20 protein-coding genes are annotated in these 21,967 nt (G+C 37.5%); 16 read left to right on the plus strand and 4 right to left on the minus strand.

Features of this window, described 5'->3' with window-relative positions; all coding sequences use genetic code 11:
- Positions 1-237: 237 nt before the first annotated feature.
- From AC6R0T_RS04540 to phoU, 6 genes are all read left to right on the plus strand, one after another.
- A complete protein-coding gene (locus AC6R0T_RS04540) occupies positions 238-1,092 on the plus strand; it encodes a phosphate ABC transporter substrate-binding protein PstS (RefSeq protein WP_206903155.1) in 855 nt (284 codons plus the stop codon).
- A gap of 387 nt (positions 1,093-1,479) precedes the next feature.
- Complete coding sequence (pstC, locus tag AC6R0T_RS04545) at positions 1,480-2,400, plus strand: phosphate ABC transporter permease subunit PstC (RefSeq protein WP_206903154.1); 921 nt, start codon at positions 1,480-1,482, stop codon at positions 2,398-2,400.
- Positions 2,400-3,284 (plus strand): phosphate ABC transporter permease PstA, encoded by an 885-nt coding sequence (pstA, locus tag AC6R0T_RS04550; protein ID WP_206903153.1) that lies wholly within the window; start codon positions 2,400-2,402, stop codon positions 3,282-3,284. The genes pstC and pstA overlap by 1 nt, the downstream gene beginning before the upstream one ends.
- Positions 3,285-3,345: 61 nt before the next feature.
- Entirely contained in the window at positions 3,346-4,152 is an 807-nt protein-coding gene (gene pstB / locus AC6R0T_RS04555) for a phosphate ABC transporter ATP-binding protein PstB (protein ID WP_206903152.1), read from the plus strand.
- 32 nt (positions 4,153-4,184) lie between these two features.
- Positions 4,185-4,943, plus strand: a complete 759-nt coding sequence (pstB, locus tag AC6R0T_RS04560; RefSeq protein ID WP_206903151.1) for a phosphate ABC transporter ATP-binding protein PstB — start codon at positions 4,185-4,187, stop codon at positions 4,941-4,943.
- 10 nt (positions 4,944-4,953) lie between these two features.
- Positions 4,954-5,631, plus strand: a complete 678-nt coding sequence (gene phoU, locus AC6R0T_RS04565; protein ID WP_206903150.1) for a phosphate signaling complex protein PhoU — start codon at positions 4,954-4,956, stop codon at positions 5,629-5,631.
- Between the two features lie 186 nt (positions 5,632-5,817).
- Here the strand turns inward: phoU and AC6R0T_RS04570 are convergent, their stop codons facing one another.
- Entirely contained in the window at positions 5,818-7,104 is a 1,287-nt protein-coding gene (locus tag AC6R0T_RS04570) for an MFS transporter (RefSeq protein ID WP_303754406.1), read from the minus strand.
- Between the two features lie 219 nt (positions 7,105-7,323).
- Between AC6R0T_RS04570 and liaX the strand changes: the two genes are divergently transcribed.
- Genes liaX through AC6R0T_RS04585 form a run of 3 tightly spaced genes read left to right on the plus strand, consistent with a single transcriptional unit; the run spans position 7,324 to position 9,569 of the window.
- A complete protein-coding gene (liaX, locus tag AC6R0T_RS04575) occupies positions 7,324-8,844 on the plus strand; it encodes a daptomycin-sensing surface protein LiaX (protein WP_206903148.1) in 1,521 nt (506 codons plus the stop codon).
- Between the two features lie 57 nt (positions 8,845-8,901).
- A complete protein-coding gene (locus AC6R0T_RS04580; protein WP_206903147.1) occupies positions 8,902-9,207 on the plus strand; it encodes a PspC domain-containing protein in 306 nt (101 codons plus the stop codon).
- Positions 9,207-9,569: a phage holin family protein gene (locus tag AC6R0T_RS04585; protein WP_206903146.1), complete on the plus strand. Its 363-nt coding sequence runs from the start codon at positions 9,207-9,209 to the stop codon at positions 9,567-9,569. Before AC6R0T_RS04580 ends, AC6R0T_RS04585 begins: the two co-directional genes overlap by 1 nt.
- A 52-nt stretch (positions 9,570-9,621) precedes the next feature.
- Here the strand turns inward: AC6R0T_RS04585 and icd are convergent, their stop codons facing one another.
- Both icd and acnA read right to left on the minus strand, forming a co-directional pair.
- Positions 9,622-10,887, minus strand: coding sequence for an NADP-dependent isocitrate dehydrogenase (gene icd, locus AC6R0T_RS04590; protein ID WP_303754402.1), 1,266 nt, complete (start codon positions 10,885-10,887; stop codon positions 9,622-9,624).
- A 21-nt stretch (positions 10,888-10,908) separates the two neighbouring features.
- Positions 10,909-13,596 (minus strand): aconitate hydratase AcnA, encoded by a 2,688-nt coding sequence (gene acnA, locus AC6R0T_RS04595; RefSeq protein WP_303754401.1) that lies wholly within the window; start codon positions 13,594-13,596, stop codon positions 10,909-10,911.
- Between the two features lie 153 nt (positions 13,597-13,749).
- Here acnA and AC6R0T_RS04600 point away from each other — a divergent pair, with 153 nt between their 5' ends.
- The 7 genes from AC6R0T_RS04600 (at position 13,750) to AC6R0T_RS04630 (ending at position 20,503) form a co-directional block, all read left to right on the plus strand.
- A complete protein-coding gene (locus AC6R0T_RS04600; protein ID WP_500559750.1) occupies positions 13,750-15,126 on the plus strand; it encodes a citrate/2-methylcitrate synthase in 1,377 nt (458 codons plus the stop codon).
- Between the two features lie 172 nt (positions 15,127-15,298).
- Complete coding sequence (hprK, locus tag AC6R0T_RS04605; protein WP_206903142.1) at positions 15,299-16,234, plus strand: HPr(Ser) kinase/phosphatase; 936 nt, start codon at positions 15,299-15,301, stop codon at positions 16,232-16,234.
- 61 nt (positions 16,235-16,295) lie between these two features.
- On the plus strand, positions 16,296-17,126 hold the full coding sequence (gene lgt / locus AC6R0T_RS04610; protein ID WP_303754397.1) for a prolipoprotein diacylglyceryl transferase: 831 nt from the start codon (positions 16,296-16,298) through the stop codon (positions 17,124-17,126).
- A gap of 119 nt (positions 17,127-17,245) precedes the next feature.
- Entirely contained in the window at positions 17,246-18,265 is a 1,020-nt protein-coding gene (locus AC6R0T_RS04615; RefSeq protein WP_303754396.1) for an NAD(P)H-dependent glycerol-3-phosphate dehydrogenase, read from the plus strand.
- A 20-nt stretch (positions 18,266-18,285) separates the two neighbouring features.
- Positions 18,286-19,176: a UTP--glucose-1-phosphate uridylyltransferase GalU gene (galU, locus tag AC6R0T_RS04620; RefSeq protein ID WP_230708852.1), complete on the plus strand. Its 891-nt coding sequence runs from the start codon at positions 18,286-18,288 to the stop codon at positions 19,174-19,176.
- A gap of 190 nt (positions 19,177-19,366) precedes the next feature.
- A complete protein-coding gene (locus tag AC6R0T_RS04625; RefSeq protein ID WP_206903138.1) occupies positions 19,367-19,801 on the plus strand; it encodes a DUF948 domain-containing protein in 435 nt (144 codons plus the stop codon).
- A gap of 24 nt (positions 19,802-19,825) precedes the next feature.
- The gene (locus AC6R0T_RS04630) at positions 19,826-20,503 is read left to right on the plus strand and encodes a YtxH domain-containing protein (RefSeq protein WP_230708850.1); all 678 of its coding nucleotides are present in this window, start codon (positions 19,826-19,828) and stop codon (positions 20,501-20,503) included.
- Positions 20,504-20,786: 283 nt separating this feature from the next.
- Here AC6R0T_RS04630 and AC6R0T_RS04635 read toward each other — a convergent pair whose 3' ends face one another.
- Positions 20,787-21,893: an aminopeptidase P family protein gene (locus AC6R0T_RS04635; RefSeq protein WP_230708849.1), complete on the minus strand. Its 1,107-nt coding sequence runs from the start codon at positions 21,891-21,893 to the stop codon at positions 20,787-20,789.
- Between the last annotated feature and the right edge of the window lie 74 nt (positions 21,894-21,967).

The following is a 21,967-nucleotide window of genomic DNA, read 5'->3' on the forward strand; positions in this document are numbered from 1 at the left end:
TGATTTGGGGTATTTCTTATTTTGGGGAAGTAAGAAAGAATCAATTATCAAATGACACTTTTCACAAAATAGTATAGCATAGTAAAAAATAACTGGGTAGTATTTTTGTAACCCTTGCCAAGGGCAGCTAAAAATTTTTCATTTAAATGGCTGTCACTTAATGTTAAAATAATGACTATCGATAAAAGACTTGAATACGTAATGTAAATTACAAGGATGAAAGACAAGGAGCAGATGATGAAAAAAGCATTATTATTTGTAGCATCTTGTAGCCTATTATTGGCTCTGACGGGTTGTGCAAAATGGATTGATCGTGGTGAGTCAATTACCGCCGTAGGATCATCGGCGTTACAACCTTTAGTGGAAACGGTCGCCGAAGAATATCAAAATAAATATCCAGGTAAATTTGTAAACGTTCAAGGGGGCGGCAGCGGGACTGGTTTAAGTCAAGTACAATCAGGTGCCGTTGAAATTGGGAATTCAGATTTATTCGCTGAAGAAAAATCCGGCATTAAAGCCAAAGATTTAGTTGACCACAAAGTTGCAGTAGTGGGAATTACACCGATTGTAAATAAAGGTGTGGGCGTTGATGCGTTGACGATGACACAATTGCGGGATATCTTTTTAGGGAAAATTACCAATTGGCAAGAAGTTGGCGGTAAAAATCAAAAGATTGTCATTTTAAACCGAGCTGCTGGTAGTGGCACGCGGGGAACTTTTGAAAAGTGGGTGTTGGATGGAAAAACCGCTATTCGCGCTCAAGAACAAGACTCTAGCGGAATGGTACGTCAAATTGTTGCCGATACTCCGGGGGCAATTAGCTATGTGGCCTTTTCTTATGTAACAAAAGATGTGGCGACTATAAAAATTGACGGTATCACACCAACTGATGAAAATGTTACAACCAATGATTGGAAAATTTGGGCCTATGAACACATGTATACAAAAGGAAAACCAACCAAGTTAACCGAGGACTTTTTAGCTTATATTTTATCAGATGATGTCCAAAAAAATATTGTCGGAAAATTAGGCTATCTTCCTGTTTCAGGTATGAAAGTTGAACGAGACTGGGAAGGTAATGTGATTAATTAAGGAGTTTTTACAAAACACTTTGTCTATGAGACAAGGTGTTTTTTTTATAGGGATAGGATAACATTTTCCTAAGAATAAATCGCTTTACAGCAGACTACTTCAAGCAGGATTTAGCTACAAACTTTTGTCGATTGTAAGTAAGAGCCTGCGAAGCTTTTTATCAATTTGTCAGCATATTTGCCTATTTGGAAGAATGAAAAAGAAAAGGATTTTTTTGACTCAAAAAATTTAAAAAGCCAAAATCGTAAAGTTTACACAAAATTTACAATAAGTTAAAAGCAAATTGACTTTGACGAGGTAGACTGTACAAGTGTGAAAGTATGTCACAAAACCTCTAACAAAAAAATAAATGAGTATAATACGTGAAGTATTAAGGAGGAATTCTTTTTGGAAGATGTAAAAAAAGCACTACTAACCAAATCGAAACGGGCCAAAATGGAAACGCGAGGTAAAATAATTAGTTTTTTATGTATCGCTTTAATTGTTCTAGTGGTTTTATCAATTTTTTATTTTGTCGCCAGTAAAGGTTTGGCAACTTTTTTCACCGATAAAATTAATCTATTTGACTTTTTATTTGGAACCCAGTGGAATCCAAGTCAATTAGGGGCAGATGGAAAACCAATGGTAGGAGCACTTCCAATGATTGCAGGCTCTTTTATCGTTACTTTTTTATCCGCAATTGTTGCAACGCCTTTTGCCATTGGGGCAGCAGTTTTTATGACTGAAATTTCTCCAAAGCAAGGACAAAAGATATTACAGCCAGTTATTGAATTACTTGTCGGGATTCCTTCGGTTGTTTATGGTTTTATCGGCTTGTCTGTCATCGTACCGGCCGTCCGTTCGGTCTTTGGTGGCACAGGTTTTGGTATTTTGGCGGGAACATTTGTCTTATTTATTATGATTTTACCGACCGTAACAACGATGACCGTTGATGCGTTAAAAGCAGTCCCAAGACATTATCGGGAAGCATCTTTGGCATTAGGGGCAACGCGTTGGCAAACGATTTATAAAGTGGTTTTACGTGCAGCTGTGCCGGGAATTTTAACGGCCGTAGTTTTTGGTATGGCGCGAGCTTTTGGAGAAGCATTAGCCATTCAAATGGTAATTGGTAATGCGGCTTTAATGCCAAACAGCTTAGTAACGCCTGCTTCCACTTTGACATCGATTTTAACGATGGGAATTGGGAATACGATTATGGGAACAGTGGAAAATAACGTCTTATGGTCATTAGCACTCATCTTATTATTAATGTCATTAATCTTTAATATTGTTATTCGCTTAATCGGGAAGAAAGGGGCCTTGAAATAATGAATGCAAAACGTTCTGATAAAATTGCAACTGGCGTTTTATACGCAATTTCTGGTATTATCGTTTTGATTTTAGCCTCTTTACTTTTATATATTTTAGTCAGGGGCGTCCCCCATATTTCATGGGATTTTTTAACACAACCTTCTAAAGCCTACCAAGTTGGTGGTGGGATTGGTATTCAGTTGTTTAACTCGTTTTATTTACTTTTTATTACGATGCTGATTAGTTTTCCGATTTCTCTTGGCGCAGGAATTTATTTATCTGAATATGCCCAAAAAAATTGGATTACAGATGTGATTCGGACGTCAATTGAGATTTTAAGTTCACTACCTTCAGTTGTAGTTGGTTTATTTGGCTTCTTAGTTTTTGTTATTCAGTTTGAATATGGCTTTTCGATTTTATCAGGTGCTTTGGCATTAACTTTCTTTAACTTGCCACTTTTAACCAGAAACGTCGAAGAATCTTTACAAGCGGTTCATTATACGCAACGAGAAGCAGGGCTAGCTTTAGGTCTGTCTCGTTGGGAAACCGTGACACGTATTGTTGTACCTGAGGCAACACCGGGAATTTTAACTGGGGTGATTTTGAGCTCAGGCAGAATCTTTGGCGAAGCGGCGGCTTTGATTTACACAGCTGGACAAAGCGCCCCTGCCCTTGACTTTACCAACTGGAATCCTTTAAGTGTTTCCAGTCCGATTAGTATTTTCCGGCAAGCTGAAACATTGGCTGTCCATATTTGGAAAATCAATACAGAAGGTACTATGCCTGACGGCGCGGCCGTTTCGGCGGGAGCTTCTGCGGTATTAATTATCGCGGTATTGCTCTTTAACTTCGGCGCGCGGGCAGCGGGTAAACGACTATACAAAAAAATGACTTCAGCATAAAATGTGTCCAATTAACAATAAGACAGAAAAAATCCTTACATTTTAAACAAGGAGAAATGTTATGAGTGCCTATAATTTAGAAGATCGCCACATTATTACATTAAATGAAAACCAAGAAAAAGCTTTATATACAGATGACTTACATGTTTGGTATGGTCAAAACGAAGCGATTAAAGGTGTCGATTTAGAATTTGAAAAAAATAAGATTACTGCTTTAATCGGACCTTCTGGTTGCGGTAAATCAACCTATCTACGCTCATTAAATCGGATGAATGACGGTATTGCCAATACGAAAGTTACCGGTAAAATTATGTATAAAGGCGTAGATGTTAATCAACCAAACGTTGATGTGTATGAAATGCGTAAAAGGATTGGCATGGTATTTCAACGTCCCAACCCTTTTTCAAAATCTATTTATGAAAATATTACCTTTGCCTTAAAGCGTCATGGTGAAAAAGACAAGAAAAAATTAGATGAAATTGTAGAAACTAGTTTGAAACAAGCCGCTTTATGGGATCAAGTTAAGGATAGTTTGAATAAAAGTGCCTTGGCGTTATCTGGGGGCCAACAACAACGTTTGTGTATTGCAAGAGCGATTGCGATGAAACCAGACATTTTATTGTTGGATGAACCTGCCAGTGCCCTAGATCCAATTTCAACCGGTACGGTTGAAGAAACGCTAGTAAACTTAAAAGAAAACTATACGATTATTATCGTGACACACAATATGCAACAAGCTGCCCGAATTAGTGATTACACATCATTTTTCTACTTGGGCAAAGCGATTGAATACGATGAAACCCGTAAAATCTTTACGCGGCCGAAAATTAAAGCCACCGAAGATTATGTTTCCGGGCACTTTGGTTAACAACAAGTTTAATAGGATTATGGAGGAATAAAATGTCAGATGTAATAATCCAGTCAAAAGATTTACACTTGTACTACGGTGAAAAAGAAGCTTTAAAAGGGATATCCCTTGCAATTAATAAAGGTGAAATTACTGCGATGATCGGACCTTCTGGTTGCGGCAAGTCAACATATCTGCGTTCTTTAAACCGGATGAATGATCTAATTCCAAACGTGACGATTACTGGTAATGTCATCTATAAAGGAAAAGATATTTATGCGCCAAAACAAGATACGGTTGAATTGAGAAAAGAAATCGGCATGGTTTTCCAACAACCCAATCCTTTTCCTTTTTCGATTTACGAAAACGTTATTTATGGGTTAAAATTAAAGGGTGAAAAAGATAAACAAAAACTCGATCAAGTAGTTGAGGAAAGTTTAAAAGCAGCTTCTGTATGGGATGATGTCAAAGATAAACTACATACCAGTGCTTTATCTTTATCTGGCGGTCAACAACAACGGGTTTGTATCGCCCGCGTATTAGCTGTAAATCCTGAAATTATTTTATTGGATGAGCCTACTAGTGCACTAGATCCAATTTCTTCAGGGAAGATTGAAAATACGTTGTTAGAACTAAAAGAAAACTATACTATGATTATGGTTACTCATAACATGTCACAGGCATCGCGAATTTCAGATAAGACAGCCTTTTTCTTAGATGGTAATTTAATCGAATTTGACGATACAAAGAAAATCTTTTTACAACCGGGTAAAAAAGAAACAGAAGACTATATCTCAGGAAGATTTGGCTAGGAGGGAAAACATGTTACGGACACAATTTGAAGAAGAATTATTAAACTTGCATAACCAGTTTTATGAAATGGGGATGATGGTGAGTTCTGCTGTTCATAAATCCGTGCGAGCTTTTATTAAGCACGATAAAGAGCTGGCAAATGAAGTAATCGACAATGATGAAGCCATCAACGACATGGAAGTAAAACTAGAGAAAAAAAGTTTTGAAATGATTGCCTTACAACAACCAGTAACTACCGATTTGCGTATGATCATTACGGTCATGAAAGCAAGTTCTGATTTAGAAAGAATGGCTGACCATGCTGTTTCAATTGCAAAATCAACGATTCGCGTAAAAGGTGAAACACGGATTGCGGAAATTGAAAAAGATATTTCTGACATGTCTGACTACGTCAAGAAAATGGTAGATAATGTTTTAGTTGCCTACGTTAAAACCAATGAAAAAGATGCCCGTATGATTGCACAAATGGATCAGCGGATCAACGATTACTATGCTTCGATTTATGAAAAAACCATCATCAGCATGAAAGAAAATCCTGAAACTGTCATCAGTGGTACCGACTATTTGTCAGTTGCCCAATATTTGGAACGAATTGGGGATTATGTAACCAATATTTGTGAATGGATTGTTTATCTTGCGACCGGGAAAATCACCGAATTAAATTCCAATCATGATGAGAGCTTCTAAATAAAAATACTAAGCTAAACTTTTCTTGCTGTCATGACGTCAGTTTTAGAATTTTTTGATTTTAGTAACTTGAATTTCTAACCATACTAAAAACACCACAATTCAGCTTTGCAAATAATTTTGCTTGGCGATGATTTGTTGGTGTTTTTATTTTGTAAGTATGAAAGCTAAGTAGCGGTGCTTGTTTTAATCACCGTCAACTTCTGGCTGTTTTTCATTAGCAAGGGCGGCCTTTAAAGTCTGATCATAATTGCGGGCTACAGGTAAAAACAAGTTTATCAAACCACACAGCACCGTACCAACTCCAGCGATTAAAAATAATTTTTCAACGCCCAATTGATCGGCTAAAGGGCCAGCAAAAATTAAACCCACCGGTCCAGTGATACTCATAATGGCGTTTAGCACGCCTAAAACCCGACCTAAATATTGCGGTTTATAACTTTGTTGAATCATGGCCATTAATAAAGTGTTGAAAAAAGGTGTGGCTAGACCACAAAGAGCGTTTAATAAAATGAAGTAAAAGAAGCCCTTTTGATTTCCTGGGAGATAACCACAGATAATGTAGCTAATTCCGATAATAAAATAAGCTAGTAAGATTGGCTTCATGCGATCTTGCCATTTGCCAAAAATCCCGATTACAATCCCACCAGCTAACATTCCGACAGAATAAATGACTTCAATTAAACCAGCTTGTTGAATTGTTCCTTGAAAATAGGTTAACGTCATGAGAGGATACATACTTACAGCCGGCATAAAAAGCAGAGTAAAAAATGTACCGATTAAAGTAATGGCCCACAAACCTTTATTTTCAATTAAAAGTTTAAACCCCAACTTACTGTCAGTTAAAAGATGGACCGCTTCTCCTTGCGTTTTAATTTTAGGAATTGTAACTTGTAACAGTAGACTAATCCCTAAAACAGCACCTAAAACATCCAATAAAATTAGAACATTCATTGGGATAACAGCAAATAAATAAGCGCCTAAGGCAGGGGCAATAATCATATTAGCTGAACTGACCATCCCAAGTTGCCCGTTGACTCGGGTAAGCTCTGTGTTAGGTACCATAGTTGGTAAAATGGATTGAATTGTAGGCATTTGAAAGGTTTGTGCGACAGAACGGATAAATAAAGAAACAAAAACCAGCCACAGAGGAAACTCTTTGGTAAAGGTACCAACAAAAGATAAAAGTAAGGCAAACATGGCTACGATTAAGTCGGTTACAATGAGTAATTTTTTCTTATTTAAGCGATCGACAAAAGGGCCGACAAAAGGACTTAATAAAACCATTGGTAGCATCCCTAGTAAAGTCGCAAAACTTAATACTGTTGCGGAACCGGTTTTTTCAGTTAAATACCAGATAATGGCGTATTGTACGACCATACTGGTAATGCCTGATAAAAATTGCCCAGATAAAAAGAAGATAATGTTTTTTTGCCAGTTTAAACTGGCGTTTGGTGATGATTTATTAGCCATTAAAATTCCCTCGTTTTCTTTGTTTACCGTTATTTTATCTTGTTTGAATCCCAGTTACAATCTTTTGATAGCTTTTTTCAAGTGTTTTTAGTAGTGTAAGAAACTTTGGCTTGAGGTGGAGAAAAAGTTACGTCTTAAGTCCTATGACAAGTTGACGTAAAGAAGGCATAATATACGTGTAAGGAAAACTTGCAAATAATAATTAAGGAGGCAATTTCCATGAATGAAAGAGAACGAATTTTGGATTTAGTGAAAAAAGGTGTGCTTTCAACGGAAGAAGCCTTGGATTTGCTGGAAAGCATGGCAACTGCCAGAGACGAAAAACAAATCAAGCAGGCTAGTAAAACAATTCATGCCGATAATGCCAATACTGTAGAAGATAACCATGATACTGCTGATGAAAAATCAGCTGCCGAAAAAGAAGTTGAAGATATTTTAGATAATTTAGCCACAGAAGCGGGCAAAGCTTCGGCTGAACTAGATGAACTAAATGTAGAAATTGCGGGTGTCAAAGACCAACTAACCGAAGTTCGCCACGCTTTAATGGAGTACAACACAAAAGAAGAGTTGGAAATATTAAGTGAGGCAGAAGTAGCCGAACGTCAATTGCTAGAAGAAGATATTAAAGATTTAGAATCTTCTTTAGATGATTTGATTGCGGAAAAAGTTGCGTTAGAAGCACAATTAAAAGACATTAAAAAAGATCAATGGCAAGAAGCCAAAGATAAGATTTCGGCTAAAATTGATTTACCAGATGATTGGAAAGAACAAGCAACTGATGCAATCAATCAAGCTGGAGAAAAAATGGCTGAAGCAGGAACCCACTTAGGTCGCTTTTTAAAGCAAACTTTCCAAACCGTTTCAGAAACTGTGAATGATAACGTGGAGTGGAAAGATATCAATTTAAAAGTTCCTGGTGTGGCGACTACAAAATTTGAACACACATTTGAATACCCTGAAACAGCAGCTAGCATTTTGGATGTTAAAGTTGCAAACGGAAATATTCGTTTTGAAATGTGGGAAGAAGACAGCGTCAAAGTAGATGCTAAAATTAAACTCTACGGCAAAATGAATGAAGCAACTCCTTTTGAAGCGTTTGAAGCTCGCAGTAAAATTGATGTGGATGATGAACATATCTCTTTTCAAGTGCCCAATAAACGAGTACGGGCTGATTTAGTCTTCTATTTACCAAAACGAATTTACGATCATGTTTCAATCCGTTTATTAAATGGGGATGTGACCGTTAAAGAATTGGATGCAAAAGATGTTTATACGAAATCAACTAACGGAAACATCGAATTTCAAACGGTTAATGCCACAATGCTGGAAATTGAAGGCGTCAATGGCGCAATTGATGTATTTAAAGGTAGCATTCTAGATAGTATTATTGAAACAGTCAACGGGACTGTAACGATGACGACTACACCGCAAACATTAGGAGTCTCCTTGGTTAATGGTGATGTTCGCTTAACTTTTAAAGAAAATAATTTGAAAAAAGCGAATGCCAGCTCTGTAAATGGCAATGTTAAAATTGCTTTACCACCAACACTGGGTGTGGAAGGAAATGCCAGAACAAGTTTGGGGAGTATTAATTCACGAATGTCAGCTTATGATGTTGTCAGAGAGAAAAAAGAAAAAATGAATCAAATGCTACAATTTCGTCGTATCAGTGAAGATGAAGTTGCCCATGTAGAATTAACGACTACAACTGGTAATATCTTCTTGAAAGATGCCGATTAAAACAAAAGACAAATCAAAACATGCTAGTGTATTATATAGAGGATAGAGGTGAGAATGATGAAAAAAAGACTGACAAAATCAAGTAATAATGTTGTGTTGACAGGAACTTTGGGAGGAATTGCTGAATTCTTCGGCATTGATCCAACCATCGTACGTGTAATCTTTGTGTTCTTCACTTTGTTTGGTGTTGGCTCAACAATTCCTTTATATATTATCCTGGCGATTATCATGCCTTCTGGGCGTAGTAATCAAAGTGGTTATGGACAATCAAAACGCAACTATCATCCAAATTACAGTGAACCTAAAGAACGTCCAAGAAAACCAGCTGAAAAAATTGACGATGACGATTGGAGTGATTTCTAATGACTTACTTCCAACGTTTAGTAGTGAATACATTGACGTTTATTGCCCTGGCAGTTTTACTGCCAGGGATGGTTCATGTTAGTAGTTGGCTCATGGCTTTAGTCGCGAGTTTCGTTTTGTCCATTTTAAATGGCTTTGTAAAGCCGATTCTTTCGCTATTGTCACTACCTTTGACGTTTTTGACACTGGGCCTTTTCAGTTTTGTCATAAATGCAGCAATGTTAAAGTTAACGTCAACTTTTGTTGGTGAAATGAACTTTGGTTTTTCATCTTTTGGCGCTGCGATTATGGTGGCTGTAATTATGTCGTTGGTAAATATGATCGTAACGGAACACAATATGCAAAAATATCAAGATGATTAAAAAATCCCGACCTTTTTGGTCGGGGTTTTTGTTTTATCAAAATTTTGCTGTATTATGCTTCTTCAATAAGCTTTTGCAAATGAGCACCGAATTGTGCTGTCGTTTGTAAAGTTGCTGCAGGTAACATCGCAGCAAAATCAGCAGTTACGTAACCTTGTGCCAGAGCTTTTTCAATGGCAGCTGTGATTAAAGCACCCGCTTTAGAGCAGTCTAAATAATCGAGCAGCATGACAGCAGAAAGTAATAATGAACAAGGATTGGCTTTTCCTAAGCCCGCAATATCTGGCGCAGTCCCGTGGGTCGCTTCAAAAATAGCATGACCGGTATTGTAGTTAATGTTAGCACCTGGGGCAATTCCAATCCCGCCCACTTGCGCTGCTAGTGCGTCAGAAATGTAGTCACCATTTAAATTGCAGGTAGCGATAACAGAAAAATTAGCAGGATTTAGTAAAATTTGTTGTAAAAAATTATCAGCGATAACATCGTTGACAATAATTTTATGTGTCATCGCTTCATTCAACGCATTTGTGGCTGCTTCTTTGCCATCTTTTAATAAGATACTTTGGTATTGATTCATTGTAAAACAATAATCAGCATAGTTTGTTTCCGCTAGTTCGTAGCCCCATTTTTTAAAACCGCCTTCGGTAAATTTCATGATGTTTCCTTTATGAACTAAAGTAACGGTTGGTAATTTTTGTGTGATAGCATACTCAATTGCTGCACCAATTAACCGTTGACTGCCTTCTTTTGAAATTGGTTTAATTCCAATCGCACTGGTTTTGGGAAAACGAATTTTTGTTACACCAAATTGGTTTGTTAAAATTTCAATTAATTCTTTAATCTCAGGGCTATCTTTTTCAAATTCAATTCCAGCATACACATCTTCGGTATTTTCACGAAAAATCACCATGTCTGTTTTTTCTGGTTCTTTCAGCGGGCTTGGTATGCCTGTAAAGTAGCGAACTGGCCGCACACAAGCAAATAAATCCAGTTCTTGGCGTAAAGCAACATTTAAAGAGCGGATGCCGCCTCCCACGGGTGTTGTTAAGGGACCTTTTAGTGCAACTTTTGCTTCATAAATTGCGTGTAATGTTTCTTTTGGTAACCATTCACCGGTTTTTTCAAAGGCTTTCTCACCAGCTAAAACTTCTTGCCAAATAATTTTTTTGCGCCCTTGATAGGCCTTATTGACTGCGGCATCTATGACAGGGTACGTTGCCTGCCAGATCTCTTTACCAATGCCATCACCTTCTATAAAGGGAATAACAACATGATTTGGAATTTGTAATTTTTTGTTTACTACTGAAATTTTTTCCATGAATACCTCCTATGAAATGTTTTAAGCGTCTAATTTTTTACGAATCACCATAGGTAAAATTCCTTGGTTTTGCCAATAACGAATATCAGCTGGTGCATCAAAACGTAATTTAGCAGAAAAATTGATTGTGCTACCATCACTTTTTTTAGCGACTATTGGAACAATAGCGCCAACTTGTGGTGTTTTGTTTAATAAAATACTGAAATTCTCACTACCGTCTAGTCCCAGACTACAAGCATTTTGATTGGCAAGATATTCGAGTGGAATAATTCCCATCATCACTAAGTTGCTGCGATGAATCCGTTCAAAACTTTCGGCTAAAACAGCTTTAACTCCTAATAGTTGTGGTCCTTTAGCCGCCCAATCACGAGAAGAGCCCATTCCGTAATCTTTTCCTGCTAAAACAATGGTACCTTGATTTTTGCCCTGGTAATACATGGCAGCATCATAAATAGACATCGCTTCACCTGTGGGGTGCAATCGCGTGTAACCACCACTTTTTTCTGGTATTAATTGGTTTTGCAAACGAATATTTGCAAATGTTCCCCGCATCATAATTTCATGATTGCCACGACGCGCACCATAAGAATTAAAATCAGCGACACCAACGCCAAGCGTCTGTAAGTAACGACCCGCTGGAGTATCCAGTGCTATGGCACCAGCAGGAGAAATATGATCGGTTGTAACCGAATCCCCCAGTTTTGCCAAAACGGCTAAATTGGTTAAGCTGCTAACATCAGATAACTCTTTTTTGAGATTGTCAAAAAATGGTGGATTTGCGATATAAGTTGAGTCATCCTCCCACGTGTAACAATCACTAACAGAGGTTTTAATAGCGTTCCAACGCTCGTTTGCATCAAAAAGATTGCCATAGGCTGCCTTGAAAGTTTTAGGACTGATAAAATCAGCAATCGCTTGATTAATTTCTGCACTTGTTGGCCAAATATCTTTTAACATAATATTTTTACCACAGGCGTCATAGCCTAATGGTTCGCACGTCAAATCTTTTTGCATTGTTCCTGCAAGTGCATAGGCTACGACAAGTGGCGGAGAGGCCAGATAATTTGCTTTGATTAGTGGGTGAATACGTCCTTCAAAATTACGATTTCCCGATAAGACCGAAGCTGTCAAAAGATCATTTTCCTCAATGGCGCGACTAACATTTTCTTGTAAAGGTCCTGAATTTCCGATGCAAGTTGTACAGCCATAACCTACTAAGTGAAAGCCTAACTTTTCCAAATAAGGTAAGAGACCACTTTTAGTTAAATAGGCTGTTACAATTTTTGAACCTGGGGCAAGAGAGGTTTTGACATAGTCTGGTACTGTTAAACCCTTTTCAACTGCTTTTTTAGCTAACAAGCCAGCTGCTAACATGACGGAGGGATTACTCGTATTGGTACAACTAGTAATAGCAGCTAATACGACTGCCCCAGTTTGCAAAGATTTTGTTTGATTGTCACAGGTCATAAGTGGCACTGATTTTTTTAATGTAATTTCTGGCAGACCAAAGCCTTTAGGTCCAATTGTACTACTAACGCTTTCTTTAAAATCTGTGGCCGCTTTAGATAGGACAATGCGGTCTTGCGGTCGTTTAGGTCCGGCTAATGATGGCTCAACTTGGCTTAAATCTAAGTCAACTACTTTGGTGTAGTTTATTTTATCTGCATCGTTTAAAAAAAGTCCGTTAGCTATGGCATAGTCTTTTACTAGCGCAATTAAATTCTCGTTACGACCGGTTAGAGCTAAATAAGCTAAAGTTTCTTCATCAATGGGGCAATAGCCACAAGTGGCACCGTATTCTGGCGCCATGTTGGCAATGGTCGCGCGATCGGATAAACTTAGCGTTTTGTAACCACTGCCAAAAAATTCAACAAATTTTCCGACCACATTTTCTTTTCGTAGTTTTTCTGTAACTGTCAATGCTAAATCAGTTGCAGTTGTTCCGGCTGCTAAAGTGCCAGAAAGATTTACACCAATAACTTCTGGGGTTGGAAAATAAGAAGCTTCTCCTAAGATTGCTGCTTCTGCTTCAATTCCCCCCACGCCCCAACCTAAAACACCTAATCCGTTGATCATGGTGGTGTGGGAATCTGTCCCTTGTAGTGTGTCAGGAAAAATAAGCGCATCTTCAGCATCATTTTCTTTTTTTACCAAAACAACATTCGACAAGGCTTCGATGTTGACTTGATGAATAATACCAGTTTCTGGCGGAACTACTTCGAAATTTTGAAAAGAACTTTGTGCCCATTTCAAAAATTGATAGCGTTCAGTGTTACGTTCAAATTCTTTTGCAGTGTTATAACTCAGTGCTTCTGCAGATTTTGCGCAATCTACTTGAAGGGAATGATCCACTACAAGAGAAACAGGAATGGCTGGATTAATTTGATTTGCATCGCCACCAAGAGCTACCAGTGCATCTCGCATTGCGGCCAAGTCTACGACAGCTGGAACGCCGGTAAAATCTTGTAAAATGACGCGGGCAGCTTTGAAGGGGATTACTCCTGTTGGTTTTTCTGCTTGCCAATTGGCTAAAGCAGCTACATCTGTTTGTGTAATATCTTCGTCTACATTACGGGCAACACTTTCTAAAAGGATGCGAATTGCATAAGGTAGTTTTTTTAGGTCGCTATTAAATGTTGCACAAACCTTTTTCAAATCACAATAACGATACGTTTTCTCTGCTACCTTTAGCTGATTTTTCCAGTTCATAAAAACACCCCATTCACGATAATTGGTATAATTATACGTTTTTCTGAAAAGAAAGTAAATATAAAATTATTTATGTTTTTTTCAATAAAAGCGTGTTATAATCATTTTTAACGATTTTTTAGCAGATAATCGCAATAAATTTTATAGGATGTGATGTTATTTATGGAAAAAGAGGATTTTAAAAATGACGATTACCAAAAGTTAGCAAAGCAATGTCAGGATATTTATAAAATCGATATGTATAATTATACTAAACATAACATTAAAATCGGGTTGCGAGATGTCGATGGAAAAGGTGTCTTAGCTGGTTTAACAACAGTCTCTACGATTTATCCAGAAAAAAAAGTCGCTGGTAAAATAGTTCCTGGTATTGGTGAATTACGCTATCGGGGAATTGATATTAATCGGCTCGTGTCAGGTTTTGTTTCAGAAGGTCGCTTTGGTTTTGAAGAAGTGACATACTTATTATTATTTGGAACGCTGCCAAATGAACAAGAATTAGCAGAATTTCAACAATTGCTTGCAGATAAACGTACATTGCCAACAAATTTTGTCCGTGACGTGGTGATGAAAGCACCATCATGTGATTTGATGAACAACTTATCCCGCAGTATTTTGACCTTAGCGTGTTATGATGAACAGCCAGATGATACCTCGATAGAAAATGTTTTAAAACAAAGTATTATGTTAATCAGTGTCTTTCCATTGTTAGCCGTTTATGCCTACCATGCCTATAATCATTATACTCTGGGAGAAAGCATGTACATTCATCGTCCTGCAGCTAATTTAAGTACAGCAGAAACGATTTTAACGATGCTGCGACCAAATAAAAAGTACACCAAGCAAGAAGCTCAGACTTTAGATATGTCTTTAGTTTTACACATGGAACATGGTGGCGGGAACAATTCGACTTTCACCACAAGGGTCGTGACTTCTAGTGGGACCGATACGTATTCCACGATTGCAGCTGCGCTTGGTTCATTAAAAGGACCAAAACATGGCGGTGCGAATATTAAAGTTACCAACATGATGGAAGACTTAAAAGCAAATGTTGCAGATTTAACAAACGAAGCTTGTGTAAAAGCTTATTTAGAAGCTGTTATAGAAAAAGAAGCCTTTGATCAAAAGGGATTAATTTATGGCTTTGGTCATGCGGTGTATGGTGACAATGATCCCCGTGCTTCCATTTTTAAAGGATATGTAGAAAAGCTAGCCGAAGAAAAAGGGCCAGAAGAAAAAGCAGAATTTGATTTGTATGCACTAGTGGAGCGTCTAGCACCAGAAGTTATCGCTAAAAAGCGAAAAATATATAAAGGCGTGAGTGCCAATATTGATTTCTTTAGTGGGTTTGTCTACAACATGTTGGGGCTACCAAAAGAATTGTATACCCCGATGTTTGCAGTTGCCAGAATTGTAGGTTGGTCAGCTCACCGGCTAGAAGAGTTGATTAATTCGAGTAAAATTATGCGTCCGGCTTATATGGAAATTACCGAAGACAAAAATTATACGCCTCTTTTTAACCGAGAGTAAAAAAGTAAGCAGTGGCAAGTTAGATTATCTATTACAAAGTCGTCTTTTTTTAGACTTTATAATAGAAGTAAAAATCGACTTGTCACTGTTTTTTTCGTGCGCCTATCCTAGTAACTTTAGGGATACAATGGTAAAATGAGGCAGATTATACTTTTAGAAATGAGGGAATTATATGGCAGAAGTTGTCAAAGTCATCCAAATGGTTGAAAAATTAAATTTGGAAGTAGTGACAGGTTCGGAAAAAGCGTTAAATCGATTAATTAAAACTGCTGATATATCACGCCCCGGTTTAGAATTAACGGGCTATTTTAATTATTATTCTTATGATCGGTTGCAATTATTTGGAAGTAAGGAAATTACTTTTGCAGAGCGGATGATGCCAGAAGAACGTTTAATGGTATTACGTCGCATGTGTAATGAAGAAACACCAGCTTTTATCGTTTCAAGGGGATTGCCAATACCAAAGGAAATGACTGATGCCTGTGAAGAATTTGATATTGCGATTTTACGTTCACCAATTTCAACATCCCGACTTCTAGGCGAAATGTCGACCTACTTAAGTAGTCTATTAGCCCCACGAACTAGTGTCCATGGTGTATTAGTCGATGTTTATGGTTTAGGTGTTTTAATTCAAGGTGATAGTGGTATCGGGAAAAGTGAAACCGCATTAGAATTAATTAAAAGAGGACATCGGCTAATCGCAGATGATCGCGTTGATGTTTATCAGCAAGATGAATTGACCCTTGTGGGAGAACCACCAAGAATTTTACAACATTTAATTGAAATTCGCGGCATTGGGATTATCGATGTCATGAATTTATTCGGTGCGAGTGCGGTTCGCGGAAGTATGCAAGTACAATTGGCTGTTTATTTAGAAGGTTGGTCAAAAGAAAAAACTTATGATCGCCTTGGTTCAGCATCTACAACTATTCAAATTGCTGAAGTAGATGTACCTCAAATTAAAATCCCAGTAAAAACAGGACGAAATGTGGCGATTATTGTAGAAGTAGCAGCGATGAATTTTCGGGCGAAGGCGATGGGGTATGATGCAACGAAAACTTTTGAACAACGCTTAAGTCAGCTGATTGAAGAAAATTCTGATAGTTAATGAGACTGGGGAAAACAAGTCGTTTACAGTAGTAATAATTTAATTGAATAGGAGTTTTTTCATGTTAGCAGTAGTTGATCGCGTCGCTTTTGAATTTTTTGGGATAGCCATTTATTGGTATGCCATTATTATTGTTACTGGCGTCATTATTGCGATGTTTTTAAGTTCACGAGAAGCTGTCCGGGTCGGTTTAAAGGCTGATGACGTGACAGATTTCATGTTAGTTGGGTTGCCCGTTGCATTAATTGGTGCCAGACTTTACTATGTATTGTTTGATTTGCCGACTTATTTAAACGATCCCCTGCAAATTTTTAACGTGCGTTCTGGCGGACTTGCAATATATGGCGGCTTAATTGCTGGTGGGATTTGGCTGGTTATTTTTTGTCGGCATCACTTTATTCCAATTTGGAAATTTTTAGATATTGCAGCACCAAGTATTATCTTAGCGCAAGGCATTGGCCGTTGGGGAAACTTCATGAACCATGAAGCATATGGTGCTGTTACTACTAAAGATTTTTTGCAAAATTTACATTTGCCACAATTTATTATTGATAACATGTACATTGAAGGCCATTTCCGACAACCAACCTTTTTATATGAATCTGTTTGGAATGTATTGGGCTTTTTAATCTTAATTATTTTAAGAAATAAAAATGTCTTTAAAGAAGGCGAAGTTTTCTTAAGTTATATCATCTGGTATAGTTTAGGCCGTTTCTTTATTGAAGGCATGCGCAGTGATAGTCTTTATCTATTTGGTTCGATTCGCATTTCGCAGGCGTTATCCTTTATCTTGTTCTTTGGTGCCTGGGGGATTTTAATTTATCGGCGTAAAAATAACCAAAAGTTAAAAGATTATGACCGCAGTCACGGCAGTAACCGCTTTTTAATTTAACTAACAGCTGTTAGTCAAATTGTGCTAAAATGAAGTTTGTGCAGTACCTTTCCATTATGGAAAAATAGTTTTTTATGACGTTTTGTTATAGAGAACTTTACAATCAAGGAGGGTTTATTTTGAAACAAAAAATTGCTGTCTTAGGACCGGGTTCATGGGGAACGGCGTTAGCGCAAGTTTTATCTGAAAATGGTCACGAAGTAAGAATTTGGGGGAACAATCCGGCACAAATTGATGAGATTAACACTTATCACACCAATCGTCATTATTTGCCTGATGTGAAGTTACCGGAAAATATTGTCGCAGTAAAAGATATTAATGAAGCAATAGACAACTGTGACGCAGCCCTTTTTGTCGTACCAACCAAAGCAATGCGAATTGTTGCAAAAGAGTTTGCTAAAAATGTAAAACATCAACCTGTTATTATTCACGCTTCTAAAGGTTTAGAACAAGAAAGTCACAAGCGCATTTCTGAAATTTTAACCGAAGAAATTCCTGCTGAAAATCGCAAAGCAGTTGTCGTTTTATCTGGCCCAAGTCACGCTGAAGAAGTGGTGCGTCACGATATTACAACAATTACGGCTGCTAGTGTGGATCAAGCAGCAGCCCAATATGTTCAAGATTTATTTATGAATGATTATTTTAGAATTTATACCAATGATGATGTTATTGGGGTAGAAACTGGAGCTGCGTTGAAAAATATTATTGCCATTGGAGCTGGCGCAATTCATGGTCTAGGCTATGGTGATGATGCAAAAGCTGCAATTATGACCCGCGGTTTAGCTGAAATTAGTCGATTAGGAGTCGCAATGGGAGCTAATCCATTAACTTTCATCGGTTTAAGTGGTGTAGGTGATTTAATTGTAACCTGTACAAGTGTTCACTCCCGTAACTGGCGTGCGGGTAATTTATTTGGTAAGGGTCATTCACTAGATGAAGTTTTAGACAATATGGGCATGATTGTTGAAGGTGTTGCCACAACGAAAGCCGCAATGGAATTGGCTCAAACGTTAAAAATTGAAATGCCAATTACAGAAACTATCTATAGTGTTTTATACGATAATAAACCAATTAAAGATGCTGCTCGGGACATCATGTTGCGGGATGGTCGCAAAGAAAACGAGTTTACTTTAAAATAAAAATTGAGGAGTCTTGGAAAATGAAAGTTAAAAAAGCTGTTATTCCCGCTGCTGGACTTGGTACCCGTTTTTTACCGGCAACAAAAGCGATGGCAAAAGAAATGTTGCCGATTGTGGACAAGCCAACAATCCAATTTATCGTTGAAGAAGCGCTAAAATCAGGAATTGAAGATATCTTAATTGTGACCGGTAAAGCAAAACGTCCTATTGAAGATCATTTTGATGCGAATATTGAATTAGAAACCAATTTAAAAGAAAAAGGTAAGACAGAATTATTAAAATTGGTGGAAGAAACCACAGACGTTAATTTACATTTTATTCGGCAATCACATCCAAAAGGATTGGGACACGCCGTTTTACAAGCTAAAGCCTTTGTTGGTAATGAACCATTTGTTGTTATGCTAGGCGATGATTTGATGGAAGACAAGGTGCCGCTAACAAAACAACTCATCAACGATTACGAAAAAACCCATGCTTCTACAATTGCAGTTATGAAAGTACCACATGAAGATACATCTAAATATGGTATTATCAATCCGGGTGAACAAGTTCAGCCTGGTTTGTACAACGTTAAAAACTTTGTAGAAAAACCAGCGCCAGAAAAAGCGCCAAGTGATTTAGCGATTATTGGTCGTTATTTACTAACACCAGAGATTTTTAATGTTTTGGAAGTACAAAAACCCGGTGCAGGTAACGAAATCCAATTAACCGATGCCATTGATGAATTAAATAAAACACAACGGGTCTTTGCTCGGGAATTTAAGGGCCAACGTTATGATGTTGGCGATAAATTAGGTTTTATGAAAACAAGCATTGACTATGGCTTGAAACATCCTGAAGTTAAAGATGGCTTAAAAGATTATATTTTAGAATTAGCTGATGAATTTAAAAAAGATACAAAAACAAAATAAGCGAACAGAAAAACTTGCGTAAGATTTTTTCTTACGTAGGTTTTTTGTTTTTGGAAGCGGCTTACAAATAGATTGCAATAGGAAAATAGAAAAATTCATTTGTTCTTTTTATTTGTTTCAAAAGTTACCTCGTGATATGCTTAGTATGACGGAATTTAAAAAAATTTCAGTGTTGGAAAGGAGTTTTGGCATGAGTGGAGGAGAAATTGCAGCATTAATTGCAGCGATTGCCTTTGCTGTTTTAGTGGTATTTGTTATTCGTTTACTAGCCCAAGTGCAAAAAACAGTAGCAAGCGTCAGTACAACTGTGGAGGAAGCAAACAAAACAATTCGTGTTGTTACCAAAGATGTGGATGTTTTAACTAGTGAGGTAGAAGGGTTATTGGTTAAAACCAATACTTTACTTAATGATGTCAATGGAAAAGTTGCTACCATTGACCCGTTATTTACAGCAGTTGCTGATTTAAGTGAAAGTATTTCAGATTTAAATCGCTCTGGTAAAAATGCCGTAGCCAAACTAGGTGCGGTGGGTAAAACGACTGCTCAAGCAACAGTAGCAGGAAAAGTTGGTCAAACAGCATTAAAATTTTTCAATAAACAACGCGCAAACTCAAAAAGCGAATAGATAAAAATAAATGGAGGGATTCAAGTGGGAAAAACAAGTGGATTTTTATTAGGCGCAGTAGTAGGTGGTGCGGCAGCTGCAGCAGCGGTGATGCTGCTGGCACCAGAATCTGGTCAAGAATTACGTAAAAAAATAGCAGCACATACTGATGATTTATTGGACTTTGCTAGCGATTATGCAGATATGGCAAAAGAAAAAAGCCAAGATTTAACGGACATTGCCAAAGATAAGGCGGCCAAATTATCACAACAAGCAGAAGAAACAGCAGATAGCTTGAAAAATAAAACAAGTGATTCTTTGGAGGATTTACAAGACTCATCAGCAGACTTGATTGCCAATTTGAAAAAACAAACCGGAGATCTGTCTGAAAAATTTAAAAAATCAGCTGCAGAAGTAAAAGAACAAGGTCAAGACATCGCAGAAGAGAAAAAAGATGATATGCAAGACATTATCATTGATGCAACAAAGAGTGCCAAAGATATGCAAGAAACAGTTGAAGAAGGTGTATCAGAAGCCAAACCGGTGGCAGAATCCTTAAAAGAAAATACAAAAGCGGCTGCAAAAGAAGCAAGTGTAGCAGCCAAAGATGCTGCTGACAAAACAAAAGATGCGACAGCTGAAGAAACCAACATGGCAGCACAAGATTTTAAAGCGGCTGAAAAAGAATTAAAAGAAAAAGTGGAAGAAAATAATCCTGAATAATAAAGAAGCACCTCTGCCAAATAATTAGCAGAGGTGTTTTTAATGTATCAAACAAATGTAAGCTAAAAGGCATCTACTCGCCTACTGGACTTAAATTTCCAGTTAAAAATAAATTATGCGTAAAACAGATTATTCTCTTTAAATCAATAAGTGACACTAAAAATAAAATAAACTGGATAGTCCCACAACAGCAGTAGCTATTTTTGAAATTATCCAGTTTCTTATTTGCAATAAAAGATGCCAGTTTTAGCTTCGATAGTTCGATAAAAGGGCAATTAAAAAATTATTTTGTGATGATTTGCAATTCTTTTGGTGTTTTGGTAAAGGCTGCACATCCTTTTTGGGTCACGTGGATGCAATCTTCAATACGTACACCAACTTCACCTGGTAAATAAATACCAGGTTCAATTGAAAAGCACATTCCTTCTTCAATCACTAAATCGTTACCTTCAACAAGGGATGGGAATTCATGGACAGTAGTGCCGATGCCATGTCCCAGACGGTGGTTGAAATATTTCCCATAACCGGCTTTTTCAATTACATCGCGGGCAACTTGATCAATTTGAGCCGCAGTCACACCGGGGCGAACAAAATCTTGTGCGGCTAATTGTGCTTCTAAGACAATTTGGTAAATTTTTTCTTGTAACGCTGTGGGTTTTTGAAATGCAACAGTGCGTGTTGCATCACTGCAATAGCCTTTCCAGATAACACCTAAATCAAAAAGAACTAACTCATTTGGAACAATTTTACGTGCTCCAGGGGTACCATGGGGATTTGCAGCATTATCACCAGCCAAAACGATGGTGTCAAAGCTCATTTGGCTAACGCCACGTCGTTTTAATTGATATTCAATTTCTGCGGTGATTTCTGCTTCAGATGCACCTGCTTTGATAGCGGCAAAACCGATTTTAAATGCTTCATCTGCCCAGTCACCAGCTTCTTCTAACAGTTTAATTTCACTAGCTGTCTTACGTAATTGACTTTGTTGAATGACAGAGGTTAAATCAAAATTAAAATCAGTGTGGAGTAAAAGAGATCGGAGTATCTCAAGCCGATCAACGGTTAAATGATTCTTTTCAATAGCCATTTTTTTGGGTTCATCAAAACGTGCTTTAATAGCGGCTACAATTAATTGCCAAGGGTTTTCATTATCCGCATAACCTAAAACATCAAATTGCCAGCTGCTGTTTTTGGCTGTTTCAACCTCTAAAGCTGGGGTAAATAAAAATGGATCGGCAGTAGCCGAAATAAACAGCGCCAAAACACGTTCATGGGGATCACTTTTATAACCGGAATAATAGGCAATGTGATCTGGATTGGAAATATAGGCCAAAGGAATATCGTGAGATTTTAACCAAGTCTTTAACTCTTCAATTTTTGCTAAATTCATAAGGAAACCTTCTTTCAAAATAGTCACTTTCATTTTAGCATACTTCTTTCAAAAAAGAATTTTTGAAAAATGAT

This window comes from Enterococcus sp. S86.2 (assembly GCF_059834485.2).

What these genes read in the sequence shown, in the direction of transcription:
- AC6R0T_RS04540 (WP_206903155.1), top strand. Translation starts at nt 238, where the DNA reads ATGAAAAAAGCATTATTATTTGTAGCATCTTGTAGCCTATTATTGGCT.
- pstA (WP_206903153.1), top strand. Translation starts at nt 2,400, where the DNA reads ATGAATGCAAAACGTTCTGATAAAATTGCAACTGGCGTTTTATACGCA.
- pstB (WP_206903152.1), top strand. Translation starts at nt 3,346, where the DNA reads ATGAGTGCCTATAATTTAGAAGATCGCCACATTATTACATTAAATGAA.
- pstB (WP_206903151.1), top strand. Translation starts at nt 4,185, where the DNA reads ATGTCAGATGTAATAATCCAGTCAAAAGATTTACACTTGTACTACGGT.
- phoU (WP_206903150.1), top strand. Translation starts at nt 4,954, where the DNA reads ATGTTACGGACACAATTTGAAGAAGAATTATTAAACTTGCATAACCAG.
- AC6R0T_RS04570 (WP_303754406.1), bottom strand. Translation starts at nt 7,104, where the DNA reads ATGGCTAATAAATCATCACCAAACGCCAGTTTAAACTGGCAAAAAAAC.
- liaX (WP_206903148.1), top strand. Translation starts at nt 7,324, where the DNA reads ATGAATGAAAGAGAACGAATTTTGGATTTAGTGAAAAAAGGTGTGCTT.
- AC6R0T_RS04580 (WP_206903147.1), top strand. Translation starts at nt 8,902, where the DNA reads ATGAAAAAAAGACTGACAAAATCAAGTAATAATGTTGTGTTGACAGGA.
- AC6R0T_RS04585 (WP_206903146.1), top strand. Translation starts at nt 9,207, where the DNA reads ATGACTTACTTCCAACGTTTAGTAGTGAATACATTGACGTTTATTGCC.
- icd (WP_303754402.1), bottom strand. Translation starts at nt 10,887, where the DNA reads ATGGAAAAAATTTCAGTAGTAAACAAAAAATTACAAATTCCAAATCAT.
- acnA (WP_303754401.1), bottom strand. Translation starts at nt 13,596, where the DNA reads ATGAACTGGAAAAATCAGCTAAAGGTAGCAGAGAAAACGTATCGTTAT.
- AC6R0T_RS04600 (WP_500559750.1), top strand. Translation starts at nt 13,750, where the DNA reads ATGTTATTTATGGAAAAAGAGGATTTTAAAAATGACGATTACCAAAAG.
- hprK (WP_206903142.1), top strand. Translation starts at nt 15,299, where the DNA reads ATGGCAGAAGTTGTCAAAGTCATCCAAATGGTTGAAAAATTAAATTTG.
- lgt (WP_303754397.1), top strand. Translation starts at nt 16,296, where the DNA reads ATGTTAGCAGTAGTTGATCGCGTCGCTTTTGAATTTTTTGGGATAGCC.
- galU (WP_230708852.1), top strand. Translation starts at nt 18,286, where the DNA reads ATGAAAGTTAAAAAAGCTGTTATTCCCGCTGCTGGACTTGGTACCCGT.
- AC6R0T_RS04625 (WP_206903138.1), top strand. Translation starts at nt 19,367, where the DNA reads ATGAGTGGAGGAGAAATTGCAGCATTAATTGCAGCGATTGCCTTTGCT.
- AC6R0T_RS04635 (WP_230708849.1), bottom strand. Translation starts at nt 21,893, where the DNA reads ATGAATTTAGCAAAAATTGAAGAGTTAAAGACTTGGTTAAAATCTCAC.